The organism is Pseudocitrobacter sp. RIT415 (genome assembly GCF_003057695.2).
Taxonomy (GTDB): Bacteria; Pseudomonadota; Gammaproteobacteria; order Enterobacterales; family Enterobacteriaceae; genus Pseudocitrobacter; species Pseudocitrobacter faecalis.
Genome location: NZ_QBJC02000005.1, coordinates 1 through 17,413, shown reverse-complemented (window position 1 = coordinate 17,413; position 17,413 = coordinate 1). Strand labels below are relative to the sequence as shown.

The following is a 17,413-nucleotide window of genomic DNA, read 5'->3' as shown; positions in this document are numbered from 1 at the left end:
TCGCTATGTTGGCTTCGCTATCAATCAACAAGGAGAAATCAGTATGAAACGTGGAATCAAAATGCTGGCGATTGCCGCAGTCATGTCTTGCATGGGGATGAGTTTAAGCGCACAGGCAGCTTCCACTGCCGGGGCAAAACCGACAGCGACGCAAAGCGCGAAGGCGAGTTCCGAGCAGATGAAAGCGGAGCCTGCCGCGAAAACCAACGATGAGGGTGGCAGTAAAGTCAGCATCAACTCGGCCTCGGCGGAAGAACTGGCGCAGGCAATGAACGGGGTGGGGCTTAAGAAAGCGCAGGCGATTGTCAGCTATCGCGAAGAGTACGGCCCGTTCAAAACGGTGGATGACCTGAAGCAGGTGCCGGGAATGGGCAACGCGCTGGTGGAACGTAATTTGAGCCATCTCACGCTTTAATTGCTTCTCACGGCTTGCGCTGGCGTCAAAGTTTGCCAGACTAAAGAGGTCATACCAGTGGTGTGACCTCTGACTCTTCTAATAACATGTAAGGCTATGGCGCTATGCAGACAAAAATTAAAGTTCGCGGGTATCACCTGGACGTGTATCAGCACGTCAATAACGCCCGATATCTGGAGTTTCTCGAAGAGGCTCGCTGGGATGGGCTGGAAAACAGCGCCAGTTTCCAGTGGATGACCGCGCACCATATCGCCTTCGTGGTGGTGAATATTAATATTAACTACCGCCGCCCGGCGGTGCTGAGCGATGTGCTGACGGTAACCAGTAAAGTGGAGCAGCTAAACGGGAAAAGCGGCGTATTAAGCCAGGTAGTCACACTCGACCCGGAAGGGCAGGTCGTGGCGGATGCATTGATTACGTTTGTCTGCATTGACCTGAAAACGCAGAAGGCGTTGCCTCTGGAAGGGGAATTACGCGAACACCTGGAGCAGATGGTCGCGTAAGTGCACATTGCCCGGTGGTGCTTCGCGTACCGGGCCTACAAATGGCCGCCAGGCCGGGCAAGCCATGTAGGCCGGATAAGGCGTAAGCCGCATCCGGCGGTTACGCCGCACATCGCCTGATGCGCTTTGCTTTTCAGGCCTACAACCCGGTTTTCTGCTTCATCGCTGCCGCCACGCCGACTTTATCCGCCAGATAGTGGTTCAGCCCGTTAGCCCGCAGATGGCAGGACGCGCAATGCCCGCAGCCATCGCCTTTAATGCCGTTATAGCAGGTCAGCGTTTCATTACGCACCAGGTCGAGTTTGCCCCAGTAGTCCGCCAGCGCCCAGGTTTCGGCTTTATCGAGCCACATCAGCGGCGTTTCGAAACGAATATCTTTTGCCATGCCGAGGTTCACCGCGTGATTCAGCGCCTTAACAAACTCGTCGCGGCAGTCCGGGTAGCCGGAAAAATCGGTTTCACAAACGCCCGTGATGATCGCTTCTGCCTGTACCTGATAGGCGTAAATCGCCGTCAGAGTCAGGAACAGAATATTGCGTCCCGGCACGAAGGTATTCGGAATACCGTCAGCGTCTGGTTCATAGTCCGGCACCGGAATACTGTCGCGCGTCAGGCTGCTGACCGCCAGTTCATTAAGCAGGGTGACATCGAGAACTTTATGAGCACGCGCGCCCAGTTTTAATGCCAGTTCACGGGCGACGTCGATCTCTGCGCGATGACGCTGACCATAATCAAAAGTGACGCAGTGAACCTCATCATATTGATGGAGCGCCTGCACCAGGCAGGTAGTGGAATCTTGTCCGCCGCTAAAGACGACAACCGCGCGTTTCATAGCATTTCCTGTTGATGACGATAAAGACGCTATGGTAACGCGCGGGCAGCGTGGCGACCAGCTTCTTCACCGTGTTGACGGCGGCAGCCAGGCCTGGGTGAAATCAAACCAGCCGCGCGCGTTAAGGTGAATGCCGTTTACGCCCGGCGGCGCGCTGATTTGGTATTGATAGTTAAACAGCGGCGTGAGCATGCCTTCTTCCATTAACAGGGTGAAAATAGTTTTCAGCGCCGCGATGCGCTGTGCCTCGTCCTCCAGCGCCTGTGCGGCATCCAGCGCGGTAACCAGCGCTGAGTAACGTGACTCGCTTAGTATGGCGGGCCATAACGGATCGCAGCGCAGCCACTGCTCAAGGGTGTATTCCGGCATTTCGCCAATCAACCGATCGCCCATTAGCAGATCGGCCTGATCCAGATCCGGATAATCGTCCCAGCTTTTCGCGTCGTGGAAGCAGAGCGTCAGTTCACAGCCCTGCTGCGCCAGCGCCTGTTTAAGCTCCCCGGCCATGGTGTGCAACTCAACAGGCAGGTGATAATGCAGCGTTAGACGCGGCGGCAGGGGCGTGTTGTCTTCCGGTGCTGGCGGAATCGCCCAGCCGGGAAGCAGCGCCTCGCTGGGTGTTATCAGATTTTCATCTACCGGCAATGATTCCAGCAGGCCGCTGTGATGAATCAGCGAAATCACCCGTTGCGCCTGGGCTTTCGACAGCCTTGAACTCTGACGAAACGTCAGGTAGCAAAAGCCGAGGCTGATGCTGTTGCTCACCAGCCGTAGCTGACTGAGTTCTTCCGCTTCGCCGACCGCGATTTGCACCGGATGACGGCAACTGGTGCCCAGATCCTGTTCGAAAAGCTGTGGGGTGATCCAGAACTCGATCGCCTGTAACAGCGGATGCCCCAGATGATAGCGATGGTGACTTTCCAGACGCACCAGATCGGGCTCAAAGATCTTCAGCTGGAATGGGCCACAGCCGAGCGTGGGATCGTCGGGATGCGCCAGCACGCTGCAATAGCTTGCCAGCCGATGCGGCAACCAGTAATCCGGGTGCGAAAGCGTAAAGCTCAGGCACTGGGCGTGGGGCTGTGCTACCTGTTCCACGCTGGCGAACAGTTTGCGCAAACCGGGCAGCGTCAGCAGCATTTCCAGTCGTTGCTTAAGCTGGGCCGTTTCGATGGGGTCGCCATTGTGCCAGTGCAGGCTGGAGCGAATATAGAACTGCCAGCGTAGCCCGTCTGCTGATACTTCCCAGTGGTGCGCAAGATCGCCTTCCGGGCGGGCGGTATCACGGCCAAAGCGAGTCAGTCCGGAATGAATTTGCCCCGCTAAATGCTGTTCGGCGCGACCCACCAAAAAGCCGGGATGCAACGGTTCCAGCGGACGATAGTAGGGGATGCGCAGCGTCGGCGTATTGTTCTGCCACTGGCCGCCCAGAAAAGGGTGCAGCAGCGCGCGCAGTTCCACCGGTGCCAGTTGCGCCAGTTCCAGCGCATTGTGTTGCTGACCGCTGTTTAACGCCAGCTCCATCATCTCATTACGCAGTGCGTCCGGCGTCGTGTGGAAGGTCAGCGTACCGCGCTTCCCGCGCCCGGACTGCGCCTGCCAACTGAGCCAGCCCGCCTCGCTCGCCTGACGCAACAGGGTACGCACATGTCGTTCGCTGCAAAAACAGCGCGTCGCGAGATCGGCAATGGTGACCTGCTGCGGCGCACCGGAAGAGGGCAGCCACAGGCGCTGAAACTGGTTTAGTCGGTTTAGCAGTCGCATAAAAACCCGGAACAATAAATGTGAACAATTCAGTATTACTTCCGTATATCTCAGGCAATACTGGTACGCAAGAGAGCGGGATCACAGGCGGAGATAAAATGGCAAAACTGGCGGCATTTGATATGGATGGCACTCTGCTGATGCCCGATCATCGGCTGGGTAATGAGACGATCGCTACGCTTAAGCGTCTGCGCGAACGCGACATTACGCTGACCTTCGCCACGGGTCGGCACGTGCTTGAAATGCGCCCGCTAATTGATCAACTGGCGCTCGACGCTTTCCTGATTACGGGCAACGGAACCCGTGTTCACTCTCTGCACGGCGATGTCATGCATCGCAGCGACCTTGCCCCGGACGTGGCCGATGAAGTGTTGCATGCCCGCTGGGAGACCCACGCCAGCATGCACGTTTTCAACGATAACGGCTGGTTCACCGGCAAAGCGATTCCGGAAATGTTGCAGGCGCATAGGTACAGCGGCTTTCACTATCAACTGCGCGATTTGCGGCAGATCCCGGCCCATGAGGTGACCAAGATCTGTTTTTGCGGCGATCACGATGATCTTGCGCGTCTGAGCATTCAGCTTCAAGAGGCATTGGGCGATCGTGCGCATCTCTGTTTTTCGGCGGTTGATTGTCTGGAAGTGTTGCCTGTTGGCTGCAACAAGGGCGCGGCGCTGACGGTGCTTAGTGCGCATCTTGGCCTGACGATGCAAGAATGTATGGCATTTGGCGATGCGATGAACGATCGCGAAATGTTGAGCCTGGTCGGGCGTGGCCTGGTGATGGGCAACGCGATGGGACAACTGAAAGCGGCATTGCCGCATCTACCGGTTATCGGACACTGCCAGAATCAGGCGGTCTCTCACTATTTGACACATTGGCTGGACAAACCCAACCTTCCTTATTCCCCCGAATAATGAGACCTTTCCAGCAAGCCGGGATGATAAGCCCGGCTTTTTTTCGCTTATCGCGCCAGCAGGCACTCAATTTCTGCCTGCCACGGTGCGAGATCGCCGATATTCTCTTTCACCCATTCTGCATTGTAATAGGTATCCAGATATCGCTCGCCGCTGTCGCACAGCAGCGTCACGATTGATCCGCTGCGCCCCTCTTTATGCATCCGCGCGGCGAGTTGCAATGCGCCCCACATGTTGGTGCCGGTGGAGGCGCCAACCTTACGGCCTAACTGGCCCTCCAGCCATTGTGCGGTTGCCACGCTTGCTGCATCCGGTACCCGTAGCATGTCATCGACCACATCAGGAATAAAGGAAGGCTCGACGCGTGGGCGGCCAATCCCTTCAATTTTACTGCCAACGCTGCTGCGCAGGCTGCCGTCGCGGCGTTGCCAGTAGTCCATAAACACCGAGTTTTGCGGATCGACCACCATTAACTGTGTGTTATGCCCCTGGCAACGAATGTAGCGGCCAATGGTCGCCGATGTGCCGCCGGTACCCGCGCTCATTACAATCCAGTCAGGGATTGGGTTAGGTTCATGGCTCATCTGGCGGAAGATACTGTCGGCAATGTTGTTGTTTCCGCGCCAGTCGGTTGCGCGTTCGGCGAAAGTAAACTGGTCCATATAGTGACCGTTCAATTCACGCGCCAGCGTTTCGGAGGCGGCATAAATTTCACAAGCGCTCTGCACGAAATGGCAGCGTCCGCCGTAGAACTCAATCTGTTCGATTTTGCGTTTTGCCGTGCACGAGGGCATGACGGCGATAAACGGCAGCCCCAGCAGGCGAGCAAAATAGGCTTCCGACACGGCGGTGGAACCGGAAGACGCTTCAATAATGGGCGTGCCTTCTTTGATCCAGCCATTGCACAGGCCATACAGGAACAGCGACCGCGCCAGACGATGTTTCAGGCTGCCGGTGGGGTGGGTGCTTTCATCTTTTAAGTAGAGCTGAATACCGGGAAACGCCGGCAGCGACAGACGAATCAGGTGCGTGTCGGCGCTACGTTGATAATCGGCGTTAATTTCGCTAATGGCGTTCTTGACCCAGGTGCTGTTCATGGCGATTTTCCATTTGTCATTTTGTGCCTAGCTTAGCGAAAGATGCGGAAAAAATTGTTGCTATCTACACTTTAAAATAGACTTACAGGAGAAAAATTTTCTCCTGAGGTGGGCGATGTTAGATAAAATTGACCGCAAGCTGCTTTCGCTGCTGCAAACGGACTGCACCCTCTCTTTGCAGGCACTGGCCGATGCCGTTAATCTGACCACCACACCCTGCTGGAAGCGGCTCAAGCGGCTGGAAGATGACGGCATTTTACTTGGGCGCGTGGCGTTGCTGGATGCGGAGAAACTGGGGCTCGGCCTCACCGCGTTTGTGCTGATAAAAACGCAACATCACAGCAGTGAATGGTATAGTCGTTTCGTGAATGAAGTCAGCCAGATGCCTGAGGTGCTTGGCTTCTGGCGTATGGCCGGCGAATATGACTACCTGATGCGGGTGCAGGTCGCCGACATGAAACGCTACGATGATTTTTATAAAAGCCTGGTGAATCGCGTCCCCGGACTCTCGGACGTCACCTCAAGTTTTGCGATGGAACAGATTAAATACACCACAGCGCTTCCCATCGAATAACACTATCTCTGGAATTTTACTGCGTGCGATTATTTGCTCAATTAAGCTGGTACTTCCGCCGGGAGTGGCGTCGCTATCTTGGCGCTGTCGCGCTGCTGGTGGTTATCGCCATTCTTCAACTGATCCCGCCGAAGGTGGTGGGTTACGTTGTTGACGGCGTCACCCAACAACACTACACCGCGACGACCATCTGGATGTGGATTGGCCTGATGGTGGCGATTGCCATCGTGGTTTATCTGCTGCGTTATGTCTGGCGCGTGCTGCTGTTTGGTGCGTCCTATCAACTCGCGGTCGAACTGCGGGAAGACTTTTATCGCCAGTTGAGTCGCCAGCACCCGGAATTTTATCTGCGTCACCGCACCGGTGATTTAATGGCGCGCGCCACCAACGATGTTGACCGTGTTGTCTTTGCCGCCGGGGAAGGTGTGCTGACGCTGGTCGATTCGCTGGTGATGGGCTGTGCGGTGTTAATTGTGATGTCCACGCAAATCAGCTGGCAGCTTACCTTACTGGCGCTGTTACCGATGCCGATTATGGCGCTGGCGATTAAGCGCTACGGCGACATGCTGCATAATCGCTTTAAGCTGGCGCAGGCGGCATTCTCAAGTCTGAACGACCGTACACAAGAGAGCCTGACCAGTATTCGCATGATTAAAGCCTTTGGCCTGGAAGATCGCCAGTCGGCGCTGTTCGCCGCCGATGCAGCGGATACCGGGGCGAAAAATATGCGCGTGGCGCGTATTGATGCCCGTTTTGACCCGACGATTTATATCGCCATCGGTATGGCAAATCTGCTGGCTATCGGCGGCGGAAGCTGGATGGTACTTCAGGGCACGCTGACGCTCGGCCAATTGACCAGCTTTGTAATGTATCTTGGTTTAATGATCTGGCCGATGCTGGCGCTGGCGTGGATGTTTAATATTGTCGAGCGCGGCAGCGCCGCTTACAGCCGTATTCGCGCCATGCTGATGGAAGCGCCGGTGGTCAATGACGGCAGCGAATCGGTGCCTGACGGGCGCGGCGTGCTGAAGGTTGCCATTGAGCAGTTCCATTATCCGCAAACGGAAAAAGCCACGCTGACGAAAGTCCACTTCACGCTGCAACCGGGGCAGATGCTGGGCATTTGCGGCCCGACGGGCTCCGGGAAATCTACCATTCTGTCACTGATTCAGCGTCACTTTGATGTGGAAAAAGGCGAAATCGATTTTCACGGTATCGCCCTGCCAAAACTCAAACTGGATGCCTGGCGCAGCCGCCTGGCGGTTGTCAGTCAGACACCGTTCCTTTTTTCCGACACCGTAGGAAATAATATTGCCCTTGGCCGTCCTGGCGCGACTCAAGAAGAGATTGAACACGTGGCGCGTCTTGCCAGCGTCCATGAGGATATTCTGCGACTGCCGCAGGGCTACGATACGGAAGTGGGCGAGCGTGGGGTGATGCTCTCCGGCGGGCAGAAACAACGCATTTCGATTGCGCGCGCGCTCTTGCTCAATGCCGAAATCCTGATCCTCGACGATGCGCTCTCAGCGGTAGACGGACGTACCGAGCATCAGATTTTGCACAACCTTCGCCTGTGGGGCGAAGGCCGCACGGTGATTATTAGCGCACATCGTTTGTCGGCGCTGACGGAAGCCAGTGAAATTATTGTGATGCAGCACGGGCATCTCTGCCAGCGCGGGCAGCATGAACAGCTGGTGACGCAGCCGGGTTGGTATCGGGATATGTATCGCTACCAGCAACTGGAAGCGGCGCTGGATGATGTGCCCGATGAAGAACCGTCGGAGGTGACCGATGCGTAATTTTGGTCAACTGTGGCCGACATTAAAAAGATTGCTGGCCTACGGTTCACCGTGGCGAAAACCGCTCTCTATTGCGGTGGTGATGTTATGGGTGGCGGCAGCGGCGGAAGTCTCGGGGCCGGTGCTGATAAGCTACTTCATCGATAACATGGTGGCGAAACACACTCTTCCGTTAGGCACCGTTGCGGGGCTGGCGGCGGCGTATATCGGCCTGCAACTGCTGGCGGCGACACTGCACTATAGCCAGTCGCTGCTGTTCAACCGTGCGGCGGTTGGGGTGGTGCAACAGCTACGAAGTGACGTGATGGACGCCGCGCTGCGCCAGCCGCTCAGCGAATTTGATACGCAACCCGTAGGGCAACTGATTTCCCGCGTGACTAACGATACGGAAGTAATCCGCGATCTCTACGTCACGGTTGTGGCAACGGTGCTGCGCAGCGCCGCGCTGATTGGCGCGATGCTGGTGGCGATGTTTAGCCTCGACTGGCGCATGGCGCTGGTGGCGGTTTGTATCTTCCCGGCGGTACTGACGGTGATGGTGATTTACCAACGCTACAGCACGCCTATCGTACGTCGCGTGCGCACGTATCTGGCGGATATCAACGATGGCTTTAACGAAGTGATCAACGGTATGAGCGTTATCCAGCAGTTCCGTCAGCAGGCACGCTTTGGCGAACGCATAGGTGAGCATAGCCGTCAGCACTATCTGGCGCGTATGCAAACCCTGCGTCTTGATGGCTTCCTGCTGAGACCACTGCTAAGCCTTTTTTCCTCGTTAATATTGTGCGGGCTGTTGATGCTGTTTGGCTTCACCTCGGTGGGCACCATTGAAGTGGGGGTGCTGTATGCGTTTATCAGCTATCTGGGACGTCTCAATGAACCGCTGATTGAACTCACCACCCAGCAGTCAATGCTGCAACAGGCGGTGGTGGCCGGTGAGCGCGTATTCGAGCTGATGGACAGGCCGCGCCAGACCTACGGTGACGATACGCGTCCACTGGACAACGGCGACATTGAAATTGATAACGTCTCCTTTGCTTACCGCGATGACCGAATGGTGTTGCAGGATATCTCGCTGTCGATTCCCTCGCGCAGTTTTGTGGCGCTGGTGGGGCATACGGGCAGCGGCAAAAGCACTCTTGCCAGTTTGCTGATGGGATACTACTCGCCGAACGCCGGCGAAATCCGCCTGGGTGGTCGCCCGCTTGGCAGTTTGAGTCATCAGGTGCTACGACAGGGCGTCGCCATGGTACAGCAGGATCCGGTAGTGCTGGCCGACTCTTTCTTCGCTAACGTTACGCTTGGCCGTGATATCAGCGAAGCGCAGGTATGGCAGGCGCTGGAAACGGTGCAGCTGGCGGAGCTGGCGCGTGGGCTGAGTGATGGCATTTATACGCCGCTGGGCGAGCAGGGGAACAATCTCTCCGTTGGGCAAAAACAGCTGCTGGCGTTGGCGCGCGTGCTGGTCGATACGCCGCAGGTACTGATTCTGGACGAAGCCACCGCCAATATCGACTCCGGTACCGAGCAGGCGATTCAACAGGCGCTGGCTGCCGTGCGTGAACACACCACGCTTGTGGTGATTGCGCACCGGCTTTCCACCATCGTCGATGCTGATACCATTATGGTGCTGCATCGTGGACAGGCGGTGGAGCAGGGTTCGCACCAGCAACTGCTGGAAGCCAAAGGCCGTTACTGGCAGATGTATCAGCTTCAACTGGCCGGAGAAGAACTTGCCGCCAGTGCGCAGGATGAAACGCTGACCGCCTGATGTGATGCTGGTCAGTTAAGGGCCGATTCACTTTTCAGAGCATCTCCCCGTTGCGCTCCTGTCTGGCTCCATGCCATATAAATCGTGCAGGCGCAGGGAGCACGCAGGGGGCGGCCAATCGCCGCCGCCCCCTGCACCCCCAGGCTCCGGCGGAAAAATCGCCGCTTCGCGGTTCCCTCAGCTTATCCCTTACGGCTTTCGGGTCGGGCGCGAGGTAACATCCCTGTAAAGCCGCGCCCTTAGCCCACATCCATGTGGGCTGCCCCGGCCTCCAGGGAACGCTTCGGCGATTTTGACGCCATCAACGGCGGTGCGGTCTTTAGTCTTTAATTTAACAGCAAAAACCAATGTATCTGAAACCGACGAGTCCCCGCTGGATTGGCGAAGGGGGGCGCGGTTGCCCCCCTTTGCCCGTTCACTGACTCAGATGTTACATATTGCGCAAAACATAAAGTGAACGGAACTTTGCGCTTAGCTGACCATCATTAACGGACTGATGCACTTTTTTTAAGCAATTTGCTAACAGACGCACCAGCGCGTGCAATTCAACCACGCATCATGCACTCGCATGGTGCGTTTTTGTTTCATTTCCAGCTAATGCCTGTGCACCGCCACGTGCCTGACGCCATTAACCGCCAATTCTCTCTCAATTTTCAATTCTGGCACGCCCCTTGCTTTATCTATCTCGTGTAGCAGCAGCCATTACCGAATTCTGACTGGAGGGGATCTATGAAGCTGGTTACCGTGGTAATCAAACCATTCAAACTCGAAGACGTCCGCGAAGCGTTGTCTTCAATTGGTATTCAGGGACTGACCGTGACGGAAGTGAAGGGCTTCGGTCGTCAGAAGGGGCATGCCGAGCTGTATCGTGGCGCGGAGTACAGCGTGAACTTCCTGCCGAAAGTGAAGATTGATGTCGCGATTGCCGACGACCAGCTTGATGAAGTCGTGGATGTGGTGAGCAAGGCGGCGTACACCGGAAAAATTGGCGACGGTAAGATTTTCGTCGCCGAGCTGCAACGTGTGATTCGTATTCGTACCGGCGAAGCCGACGAAGCGGCACTGTAATTCCTGGCGCACAGTGATAGGGATCGAGAAAATGAAAATAGCAAAATTGAAAACCGGTTTGGCGGCTCTGGCGCTGTTGCCGGGCCTGGCGATGGCGGCTCCGGCGACGATCGATAAAGCCGATAACGCCTTTATGATGATTTGTACCGCGCTGGTACTGTTTATGACCATCCCGGGAATTGCCCTGTTTTACGGTGGTCTGATTCGTGGGAAAAACGTTCTCTCTATGCTGACGCAGGTCGCGGTCACCTTCGCGCTGGTCTGCGTGCTGTGGGTGGTCTACGGCTATACGCTGGCCTTCGGCACCGGCGGCAGCTTCTTCGGTAACTTTGACTGGGTGATGCTGAAAGGCATTGCCCTGACCGCACCGATGGGTACCTTTTATCAGTATATCCACGTTGCCTTCCAGGGGTCGTTCGCCTGTATTACCGTTGGCCTGATTGTTGGCGCGCTGGCGGAGCGTATTCGCTTCTCTGCGGTACTGATTTTCGTGGTTATCTGGCTGACGCTCTCCTACATTCCGATTGCGCACATGGTGTGGGGCGGCGGTCTGCTGGGCTCTCATGGCGCGCTGGACTTCGCGGGTGGTACGGTTGTACACATCAACGCTGCGGTTGCGGGTCTCGTCGGGGCGTATCTGATTGGCAAACGCGTGGGTTTTGGAAAAGAAGCGTTCAAACCACATAACCTGCCGATGGTGTTTATCGGTACCGCCATCCTTTACTTCGGCTGGTTTGGCTTCAACGCGGGTTCAGCGAGTGCGGCGAACGAAATTGCCGGTCTGGCTTTCGTGAACACCGTTGTGGCAACGGCGGCAGCGATTCTGGGCTGGGTCTTCGGTGAATGGGCGCTGCGCGGTAAACCGTCTCTGCTGGGCGCGTGTTCCGGGGCGATTGCGGGCCTGGTGGGGATTACTCCAGCGTGTGGCTTTATCGGTGTCGGCGGCGCGTTGATCCTCGGTATTGTTGCGGGGCTGGCCGGGCTGTGGGGCGTTACCATCCTGAAACGCTGGTTGCGTGTGGATGATCCTTGCGATGTCTTCGGCGTTCACGGCGTGTGCGGCATCGTAGGCTGTATCCTGACCGGTATCTTCGCCTCTACCTCCTTTGGCGGTGTCGGTTACGCGGAAGGCGTCACCATGGGTCATCAGGTGCTGGTACAGCTTGAGAGCATCGGCATCACCATCGTCTGGTCGGGCATTGTGGCCTTCGTTGGTTACAAAGTCGCAGACCTGACCGTGGGGCTGCGCGTGCCGGAAGAGCAGGAGCGTGAAGGGCTGGATGTTAACAGTCACGGCGAGAACGCGTATAACGCCTAATCAGTGCTCACAAAAAGCCTCCGCAAGCGGAGGCTTTGAGACTGATGACTAACGCGAAATTGCCTGATGCGCTACACTTATCAGGCCTACAAGGATTCTGCAATATATTGAATTAGCAAGATTTTGTAGGCCGGATAAGGTGTTTTCGCCGCATCCGGCAAGAACAAAGCGCACTTTATCAGCAATCTGAAGCCTCCGCTTGCGGAGGCTTTTGCTTTCAGACGTCAACCTATCCGCGATTACGCATCACGCCTTCCTGTACCGTCGATGCCACCAGCACGCCATCCTGCGAATAGAACTCGCCGCGTACAAAGCCACGTGCGCTGGAGGCTGAGGTACTTTCCACGCTGTACAGCAGCCACTCATTCAGGTTAAACGGACGATGGAACCACATGGAATGGTCAATCGTCGCAACCTGCATCCCTTTTTCCAGGAAACCGACACCGTGCGGCTGAAGCGCGACCGGCAGGAAGTTGAGATCGGAGGCATAACCCAGCAAATTCTGGTGTACGCGTAAGTCATCCGGCACCGCCCCGTTAGCGCGCAGCCAGACCTGACGTTTCGGCTCGGCGACGTGGCCTTTCAGTGGGTTATGGAACTCCACTGGGCGAATTTCCAGCGGACGCTCGCAGAGGAATTTATCTTTTAACACCTGCGGTAACAGATGCTCCAGCGAACGGGCGATATCGGTTTCTGACGGCAGGCTCTCCGGCGCGGGCGCATCGGGCATGGTTTTCTGATGCTCGTAACCCGGCTCTGGTGCCTGGAATGACGCGGTCATATAGAATATCGGTTTACCGTTCTGAATCGCCGACACCCGGCGAGCGCTGAAGCTGTTACCGTCGCGCAGCACTTCAACGTCATAGACAATCGGCTTCAGGCTGTCGCCCGGGCGCAGGAAATAGCTGTGAAACGAGTGAATCAGGCGTTCAACGGGCACCGTTTCTTTTGCGGCATAAAGAGCCTGACCCACAACCTGGCCGCCAAATACCTGACGCAGCCCCAAATCTTCGCTCTGCCCGCGGAATAATCCTTCTTCGATTTTTTCCAGATTCAACAATGCCAGTAAGTTTGAAAGCGCCTGACTCATAAATGTCCTCAATAATATTTTTCATCGCCGCGGCGAGGGATGAGCACAGTATAACGCAGTTTTGCAGCTGGTCCGATGGGTGCAAAAGTCTGAATAAAAGGTACTTTGCAGGAAAAAAAAGGAGATCTGTGCCACACTTAACGCGTTATGACTGTTTATGAATGGTCGCTCTGGCAGGAAAAAATCCTGCAGATGCATGAGCGAAAAGGAGAACGCAATGAAAATCGTGCCAATGTTAAGTGGAATAGCCATCGCCGTCGCCCTGTCTGCCTGTGCAGATAAGAGTGCAGATATCCAGACCCCTGCGCCAAATCCGAGCGCGGTGGGCGCTACACAAGGCGCTATTCAGCAGCCGAGTGTAACGGGTACCGTTTGGATCCGTCAGAAAGTGGCTCTGCCACCGGATGCGGTGTTGACCGTTACGGTTTCTGATGCCTCGCTCGCGGATGCACCGTCCAAAGTTATCGCTCAGAAAGTGACGCGTACCGAAGGGAAACAGGCACCCTTTAGCTTTGTGCTGCCGTTCAACCCGAAGGACATCCAGCCTAATGCCCGAATTCTGTTGAGCGCAGCTATTACGCTGAATGATAAGCTGATCTTTATTACTGACACCGTGCAGCCCATTATCAATCAGGGCGGTACCAAAGCTGACCTGACGCTGGTTCCGGTACAGCAGACGGCCATGCCAATGCAACAAACCGGTGGTGCGGCAACGACCGTACCCTCAACGTCGCCAACCCAGGTTAATCCGTCTTCTTCGGATCCGGCGCCGACGCAAATCCCGTAATCAACATTGCCTGATGTGCGGCGCTTATCAGGCCTACAAGGTTTCTGCACTATTTTGTAGGCCGGATAAAGCGAAGCCGCATCCGGCAAGAACAACGCGTACGTTGTCAGTAACCTGTAATGCCCTCCTCGCGAGGGCATTTTTTTTAGTAGATCCAGCGGTACTTCTGCAAATCAATCTTCCCACCGCCTGATACCTGCACGCCCTCGGCGAGCAGCGCCTGTCGCTGGCGCTGTAAATCCGGGCCGGTAAGGGAAATGGTGCCGTGGCGATTCACTACCCGATGCCAGGGCAATGTAGAGCCTTCCGGCAGGCGCTTTAATACGCCACCAACCTGCCGCGCTGCACGTGGCGAACCCGCCAGACGCGCCACATCACCGTAGGTGGTGACGAAGCCTTCCGGGATCGAGGCGACAATTTGCCAGACTCGCTGGGGAAAGGAATCGAGTGCGTCCATAGTCTGTTCCTGATAAACCAGCGTTCAGCATAATCAGCAACCTGCGTGCTGTGAAGGGGCGATTGCGCAAGAATCCAGCAGGTAACCGCAGATGGCTTGCAATTGCATGGCACTGCAGGGATAATGCGCCAGCGCGTTAGGTAACTAACGCTCTCAATGGGGGCTCTGTTGGTTCTCCCGCAACGCTACTCTGTTCACCAGGTCAGGTCCGGAAGGAAGCAGCCAGGGCAGATGACGCGTGTGCCGGGATGTAGCTGGCAGGGCCCCCACCCAATTCTGGGTAAGTACTTGATAGCTATACGCTATAGTACTGAAATCTCTCCTCCATAGCCTTAGTGGTACAAAAAGTGTGTATCACCAGTAGGCTACACGATGTCCCTTATGCTCTCCCGTCATGGGATCTGGTACTACCGGAAAGTTAACGTCTTACCTTGTGGTAAACGCCGCGAGTTTCGTCGTTCGTTAGGTACGCGTTCAAAGACTGAAGCGACAAAGCGATCTTTACGCTTTGCAGATCGTCCTTGGCTGGGTACTGAAACCGCCACGACTACAATCGATTTGATTCAATCCCCTCATTCAGACTTGTCGCTCAGCGAGCTAAAACTACATGCTGAGCAGTACGTTGAGTTTAAAAGCCGTGAAGTTTGTGAAAGGGAATTTTCTTCTATCAAACGCTGTATTGAAAAGTACTTTAGCTTCACTGATCAGGTGCTTAAGCGTAGCAGGGCTGCTGAATTCATTAGCGGGCTCGATGTCGCGATTCCTACAAAGAACAAATATGTTAAGAAAATCAGTGGTTTTTTCCGATGGCTGAAACATCGCACTGACTATGATTTTCAAAATCCCTTTGAGGGGTTGCTCCAAAAGGATCGCGAGCCAGTTTCCCAAAAGCGAGAGGCATATACCTCTGCTCAGATCAGATGTCTGGAGAATGGGATCAGTGCTTTACCTGACTGGAAGAGATGGATTATTTTGCTTGGTCGATTTACGGGGATGAGAGCTAATGAAATTTGTCAGCTATATCATGGTGATATATTTAAAAATGAGGGAAGATGGTGCATCAGGATTGATGATCGTCATGATGGACAGGTGGTCAAAACGGAGAACAGTAAACGTACAATACCAATTCATAACAAATTGATAGATATGGGATTTTTGGACTATGTACAGAACCAAAAGGGTAGACTGTTCCCGCAGTTAACTTTCTATAAAGGGTCATACAGCCACTACTTCACCCGCTGGTTTAGTGGTTATCGCAAAAAATTAGGGGTTCCAGAGTTTCATTCACTGCGACATTACATTGCCACTAAGTTAAAAAATGCTGGTGTAGTGGAGCATTATGCTGCTGCATTCTTAGGACATGCAGATAATTCAATCACATACCGAAGATATGGTAAGTCAGTTGCAGTGTCTCAACTATATGATTTATTAGAACATATTTGATTCGTACTAAGCAGACTCTTCGCTGAGAGCCTGCTTAGTGACGGGAGAGCATAAGGGACATCGTGTAGCCTACTGGTGATACACAGTTTTTGTACCACTAAGGCTATGGAGGAGAGATTTCAGTACTATAGCGTATAGCTATCAAGTACTTACCCAGAATTGGGTGGGGGCCCTGCCAGGTGCCGTTAGTACTAAATTGTGCTGGTTAATCAATTGATTATAGTGGTAGTACTAAAACAGTACTGTACCACTCTCGATAGTACCGTCCAGCACAAAATCTTGCAAGGTAACGTGTTTCAATAGATTTGTTATTATGTTTATTGATTTTTCTTTTTTATATCCTGCCTGACCGCAAGGTCGCATAAATTTATGCACCACTTAGAAAATACATGAATACTTCTAAAACAATTTACGAATGTATCAGTAAGAAAGTACAAAGATACTCGCTAAATCATCTAATAATGTACCAGTTAAAAAGTACAAAGATAGTGCCTAAATGATATATGATTTTTTGACTTGAATAGTAATGATATTGTCAAGAAAAAGTTGCAACTATTCCTTGATTGGGGCAATTTTGCCCGTTAACATATAGCCAATCGAACATAAACAGCAGCCGTAGGAGGTTAAACATGAGATGAGTTTTAATTTAGAGGAGTGACAAAATGTCAAAGAAAAACGGTAAAATACAAACCAAAAATAAGATCAGGACTAATAGGAAGTCATTGAACAAATCAGTACGAAAAAAAGAAAAGGTTAATTTCATTCAACTAACATTCTCTCAGTACGAGAATATCCTACTAGGTGATATGACAAGTGCCAGGATTTGTAATTTACTTAAAGTGAATTGCGATAAAGATTTCATTAGCAATCTACGCAAAAATAAAGTGCCAGAGTATAGTGAATGGTTCAAGAAGGTACGTGGAGTATAAACCCCGCCCATTTTCTTCTGAAATAGAAAGCCTGAGTATTAGGAATACATCAGGCCAATATTAATTAACATCTTCCATAGGGGTATTTATCATGGCAAAAAAAGAAAGGATTTATGACAATAAAAAGTTAGAAGAAGCATTAAAACGTGTTACTTACAGTGGCCTAACATCAGAAGCAACTCTAATAATTAACCAGACGATTCAAGAGTGTAAATCATTGGGAAAGTACAAGTTACCTGTTAAAGATGTCTTCTACATCGTCAAACACGCTACAGAGCTTTCAAAAGTACAGGTTAAGTATTATCTTATCTTAACCCGTTCAGAACAGATGAAGACATTAGCAGCAAGTGAATCTTCTATCGAGAAATACAAATTAGCCTGTACCGCAGTTGCTACAGCACTGGATAAGTTTGTAGAAGAGGGGGGAATACTATGTGGATTAAAGAAAGCATCACCTGGTAAGCCATTGACTGATGAACAGCATAACGCAGTACAGGAACTATTGGACAGTAAAGCCTCGGCGAAAGCTCTAATCGCATATCTACGAACAGTTGCTTAAACATAACTATAACCGTAACTTAAAACTGAAAAATACGGTTATTGTAGTTGCTAGTGAGTGGTTATGCGGGTAAAGGCATGTGAAATCAGT

Annotated in this window: 15 protein-coding genes, 1 other RNA gene and 1 pseudogene; 12 read left to right on the top strand and 5 right to left on the bottom strand. The window is 53.5% G+C overall.

Annotation, left to right across the window (positions count from 1 at the left end; translation table 11 throughout):
* The first annotated feature begins 43 nt into the window (after positions 1 to 43).
* Together DBY68_RS06985 and DBY68_RS06980 are read left to right on the top strand one after the other, a co-directional pair.
* Positions 44 to 415: a helix-hairpin-helix domain-containing protein gene (locus tag DBY68_RS06985; protein ID WP_108474847.1), complete on the top strand. Its 372-nt coding sequence runs from the start codon at positions 44 to 46 to the stop codon at positions 413 to 415.
* Positions 416 to 519: 104 nt separating this feature from the next.
* Positions 520 to 918 (top strand): YbgC/FadM family acyl-CoA thioesterase, encoded by a 399-nt coding sequence (locus tag DBY68_RS06980; RefSeq protein WP_015965563.1) that lies wholly within the window; start codon positions 520 to 522, stop codon positions 916 to 918.
* A gap of 139 nt (positions 919 to 1,057) precedes the next feature.
* Here the strand turns inward: DBY68_RS06980 and queC are convergent, their stop codons facing one another.
* Together queC and DBY68_RS06970 are read right to left on the bottom strand one after the other, a co-directional pair.
* Entirely contained in the window at positions 1,058 to 1,750 is a 693-nt protein-coding gene (gene queC, locus DBY68_RS06975; RefSeq protein WP_108474848.1) for a 7-cyano-7-deazaguanine synthase QueC, read from the bottom strand.
* Positions 1,751 to 1,816: 66 nt separating this feature from the next.
* Complete coding sequence (locus tag DBY68_RS06970) at positions 1,817 to 3,514, bottom strand: SgrR family transcriptional regulator (RefSeq protein WP_108474849.1); 1,698 nt, start codon at positions 3,512 to 3,514, stop codon at positions 1,817 to 1,819.
* Positions 3,515 to 3,612: 98 nt separating this feature from the next.
* Between DBY68_RS06970 and cof the strand changes: the two genes are divergently transcribed.
* Positions 3,613 to 4,431: an HMP-PP phosphatase gene (gene cof / locus DBY68_RS06965; protein WP_108474850.1), complete on the top strand. Its 819-nt coding sequence runs from the start codon at positions 3,613 to 3,615 to the stop codon at positions 4,429 to 4,431.
* 47 nt (positions 4,432 to 4,478) lie between these two features.
* Here cof and DBY68_RS06960 read toward each other — a convergent pair whose 3' ends face one another.
* The gene (locus DBY68_RS06960) at positions 4,479 to 5,528 is read right to left on the bottom strand and encodes a PLP-dependent cysteine synthase family protein (RefSeq protein WP_108474851.1); all 1,050 of its coding nucleotides are present in this window, start codon (positions 5,526 to 5,528) and stop codon (positions 4,479 to 4,481) included.
* Between the two features lie 115 nt (positions 5,529 to 5,643).
* On the opposite strand from DBY68_RS06960, the gene DBY68_RS06955 reads away from it, so the two are divergent.
* The 5 genes from DBY68_RS06955 (at position 5,644) to amtB (ending at position 12,058) form a co-directional block, all read left to right on the top strand.
* Positions 5,644 to 6,102, top strand: coding sequence for an Lrp/AsnC family transcriptional regulator (locus DBY68_RS06955; protein WP_015965558.1), 459 nt, complete (start codon positions 5,644 to 5,646; stop codon positions 6,100 to 6,102).
* Positions 6,103 to 6,125: 23 nt separating this feature from the next.
* Positions 6,126 to 7,901, top strand: coding sequence for a SmdA family multidrug ABC transporter permease/ATP-binding protein (locus DBY68_RS06950; RefSeq protein ID WP_108474852.1), 1,776 nt, complete (start codon positions 6,126 to 6,128; stop codon positions 7,899 to 7,901).
* Entirely contained in the window at positions 7,894 to 9,672 is a 1,779-nt protein-coding gene (locus tag DBY68_RS06945) for a SmdB family multidrug efflux ABC transporter permease/ATP-binding protein (RefSeq protein WP_108474853.1), read from the top strand. The genes DBY68_RS06950 and DBY68_RS06945 overlap by 8 nt, the downstream gene beginning before the upstream one ends.
* Before the next feature lie 729 nt (positions 9,673 to 10,401).
* Positions 10,402 to 10,740, top strand: a complete 339-nt coding sequence (glnK, locus tag DBY68_RS06935) for a P-II family nitrogen regulator (RefSeq protein ID WP_015965555.1) — start codon at positions 10,402 to 10,404, stop codon at positions 10,738 to 10,740.
* Positions 10,741 to 10,771: 31 nt separating this feature from the next.
* Positions 10,772 to 12,058, top strand: a complete 1,287-nt coding sequence (amtB, locus tag DBY68_RS06930; protein ID WP_108474854.1) for an ammonium transporter AmtB — start codon at positions 10,772 to 10,774, stop codon at positions 12,056 to 12,058.
* 229 nt (positions 12,059 to 12,287) lie between these two features.
* Here the strand turns inward: amtB and tesB are convergent, their stop codons facing one another.
* On the bottom strand, positions 12,288 to 13,148 hold the full coding sequence (tesB, locus tag DBY68_RS06925) for an acyl-CoA thioesterase II (protein ID WP_108474855.1): 861 nt from the start codon (positions 13,146 to 13,148) through the stop codon (positions 12,288 to 12,290).
* A 217-nt stretch (positions 13,149 to 13,365) separates the two neighbouring features.
* On the opposite strand from tesB, the gene DBY68_RS06920 reads away from it, so the two are divergent.
* Positions 13,366 to 13,935: a YbaY family lipoprotein gene (locus DBY68_RS06920; RefSeq protein ID WP_108474856.1), complete on the top strand. Its 570-nt coding sequence runs from the start codon at positions 13,366 to 13,368 to the stop codon at positions 13,933 to 13,935.
* Between the two features lie 145 nt (positions 13,936 to 14,080).
* On the opposite strand, the pseudogene DBY68_RS06915 reads toward DBY68_RS06920, so the two are convergent.
* A pseudogene (locus DBY68_RS06915) lies at positions 14,081 to 14,466 on the bottom strand (MGMT family protein).
* Between the two features lie 92 nt (positions 14,467 to 14,558).
* On the opposite strand from DBY68_RS06915, the gene ffs reads away from it, so the two are divergent.
* From ffs to DBY68_RS06895, 3 genes are all read left to right on the top strand, one after another.
* An RNA gene (gene ffs, locus DBY68_RS06910) (signal recognition particle sRNA small type) lies at positions 14,559 to 14,655 on the top strand.
* A gap of 118 nt (positions 14,656 to 14,773) precedes the next feature.
* Positions 14,774 to 15,835: a site-specific integrase gene (locus tag DBY68_RS06905; RefSeq protein WP_233503879.1), complete on the top strand. Its 1,062-nt coding sequence runs from the start codon at positions 14,774 to 14,776 to the stop codon at positions 15,833 to 15,835.
* 1,020 nt (positions 15,836 to 16,855) lie between these two features.
* The gene (locus tag DBY68_RS06895) at positions 16,856 to 17,323 is read left to right on the top strand and encodes a hypothetical protein (protein ID WP_108474859.1); all 468 of its coding nucleotides are present in this window, start codon (positions 16,856 to 16,858) and stop codon (positions 17,321 to 17,323) included.
* Positions 17,324 to 17,413: the final 90 nt, after the last annotated feature.

Bases quoted from the DNA above. Each gene is read 5' to 3' on its own strand.
- DBY68_RS06985 (WP_108474847.1), top strand. From the start codon at position 44: ATGAAACGTGGAATCAAAATGCTGGCGATTGCCGCAGTCATGTCTTGC.
- DBY68_RS06980 (WP_015965563.1), top strand. From the start codon at position 520: ATGCAGACAAAAATTAAAGTTCGCGGGTATCACCTGGACGTGTATCAG.
- queC (WP_108474848.1), bottom strand. From the start codon at position 1,750: ATGAAACGCGCGGTTGTCGTCTTTAGCGGCGGACAAGATTCCACTACC.
- DBY68_RS06970 (WP_108474849.1), bottom strand. From the start codon at position 3,514: ATGCGACTGCTAAACCGACTAAACCAGTTTCAGCGCCTGTGGCTGCCC.
- cof (WP_108474850.1), top strand. From the start codon at position 3,613: ATGGCAAAACTGGCGGCATTTGATATGGATGGCACTCTGCTGATGCCC.
- DBY68_RS06960 (WP_108474851.1), bottom strand. From the start codon at position 5,528: ATGAACAGCACCTGGGTCAAGAACGCCATTAGCGAAATTAACGCCGAT.
- DBY68_RS06955 (WP_015965558.1), top strand. From the start codon at position 5,644: ATGTTAGATAAAATTGACCGCAAGCTGCTTTCGCTGCTGCAAACGGAC.
- DBY68_RS06945 (WP_108474853.1), top strand. From the start codon at position 7,894: ATGCGTAATTTTGGTCAACTGTGGCCGACATTAAAAAGATTGCTGGCC.
- glnK (WP_015965555.1), top strand. From the start codon at position 10,402: ATGAAGCTGGTTACCGTGGTAATCAAACCATTCAAACTCGAAGACGTC.
- amtB (WP_108474854.1), top strand. From the start codon at position 10,772: ATGAAAATAGCAAAATTGAAAACCGGTTTGGCGGCTCTGGCGCTGTTG.
- tesB (WP_108474855.1), bottom strand. From the start codon at position 13,148: ATGAGTCAGGCGCTTTCAAACTTACTGGCATTGTTGAATCTGGAAAAA.
- DBY68_RS06920 (WP_108474856.1), top strand. From the start codon at position 13,366: ATGAAAATCGTGCCAATGTTAAGTGGAATAGCCATCGCCGTCGCCCTG.
- DBY68_RS06905 (WP_233503879.1), top strand. From the start codon at position 14,774: ATGCTCTCCCGTCATGGGATCTGGTACTACCGGAAAGTTAACGTCTTA.
- DBY68_RS06895 (WP_108474859.1), top strand. From the start codon at position 16,856: ATGGCAAAAAAAGAAAGGATTTATGACAATAAAAAGTTAGAAGAAGCA.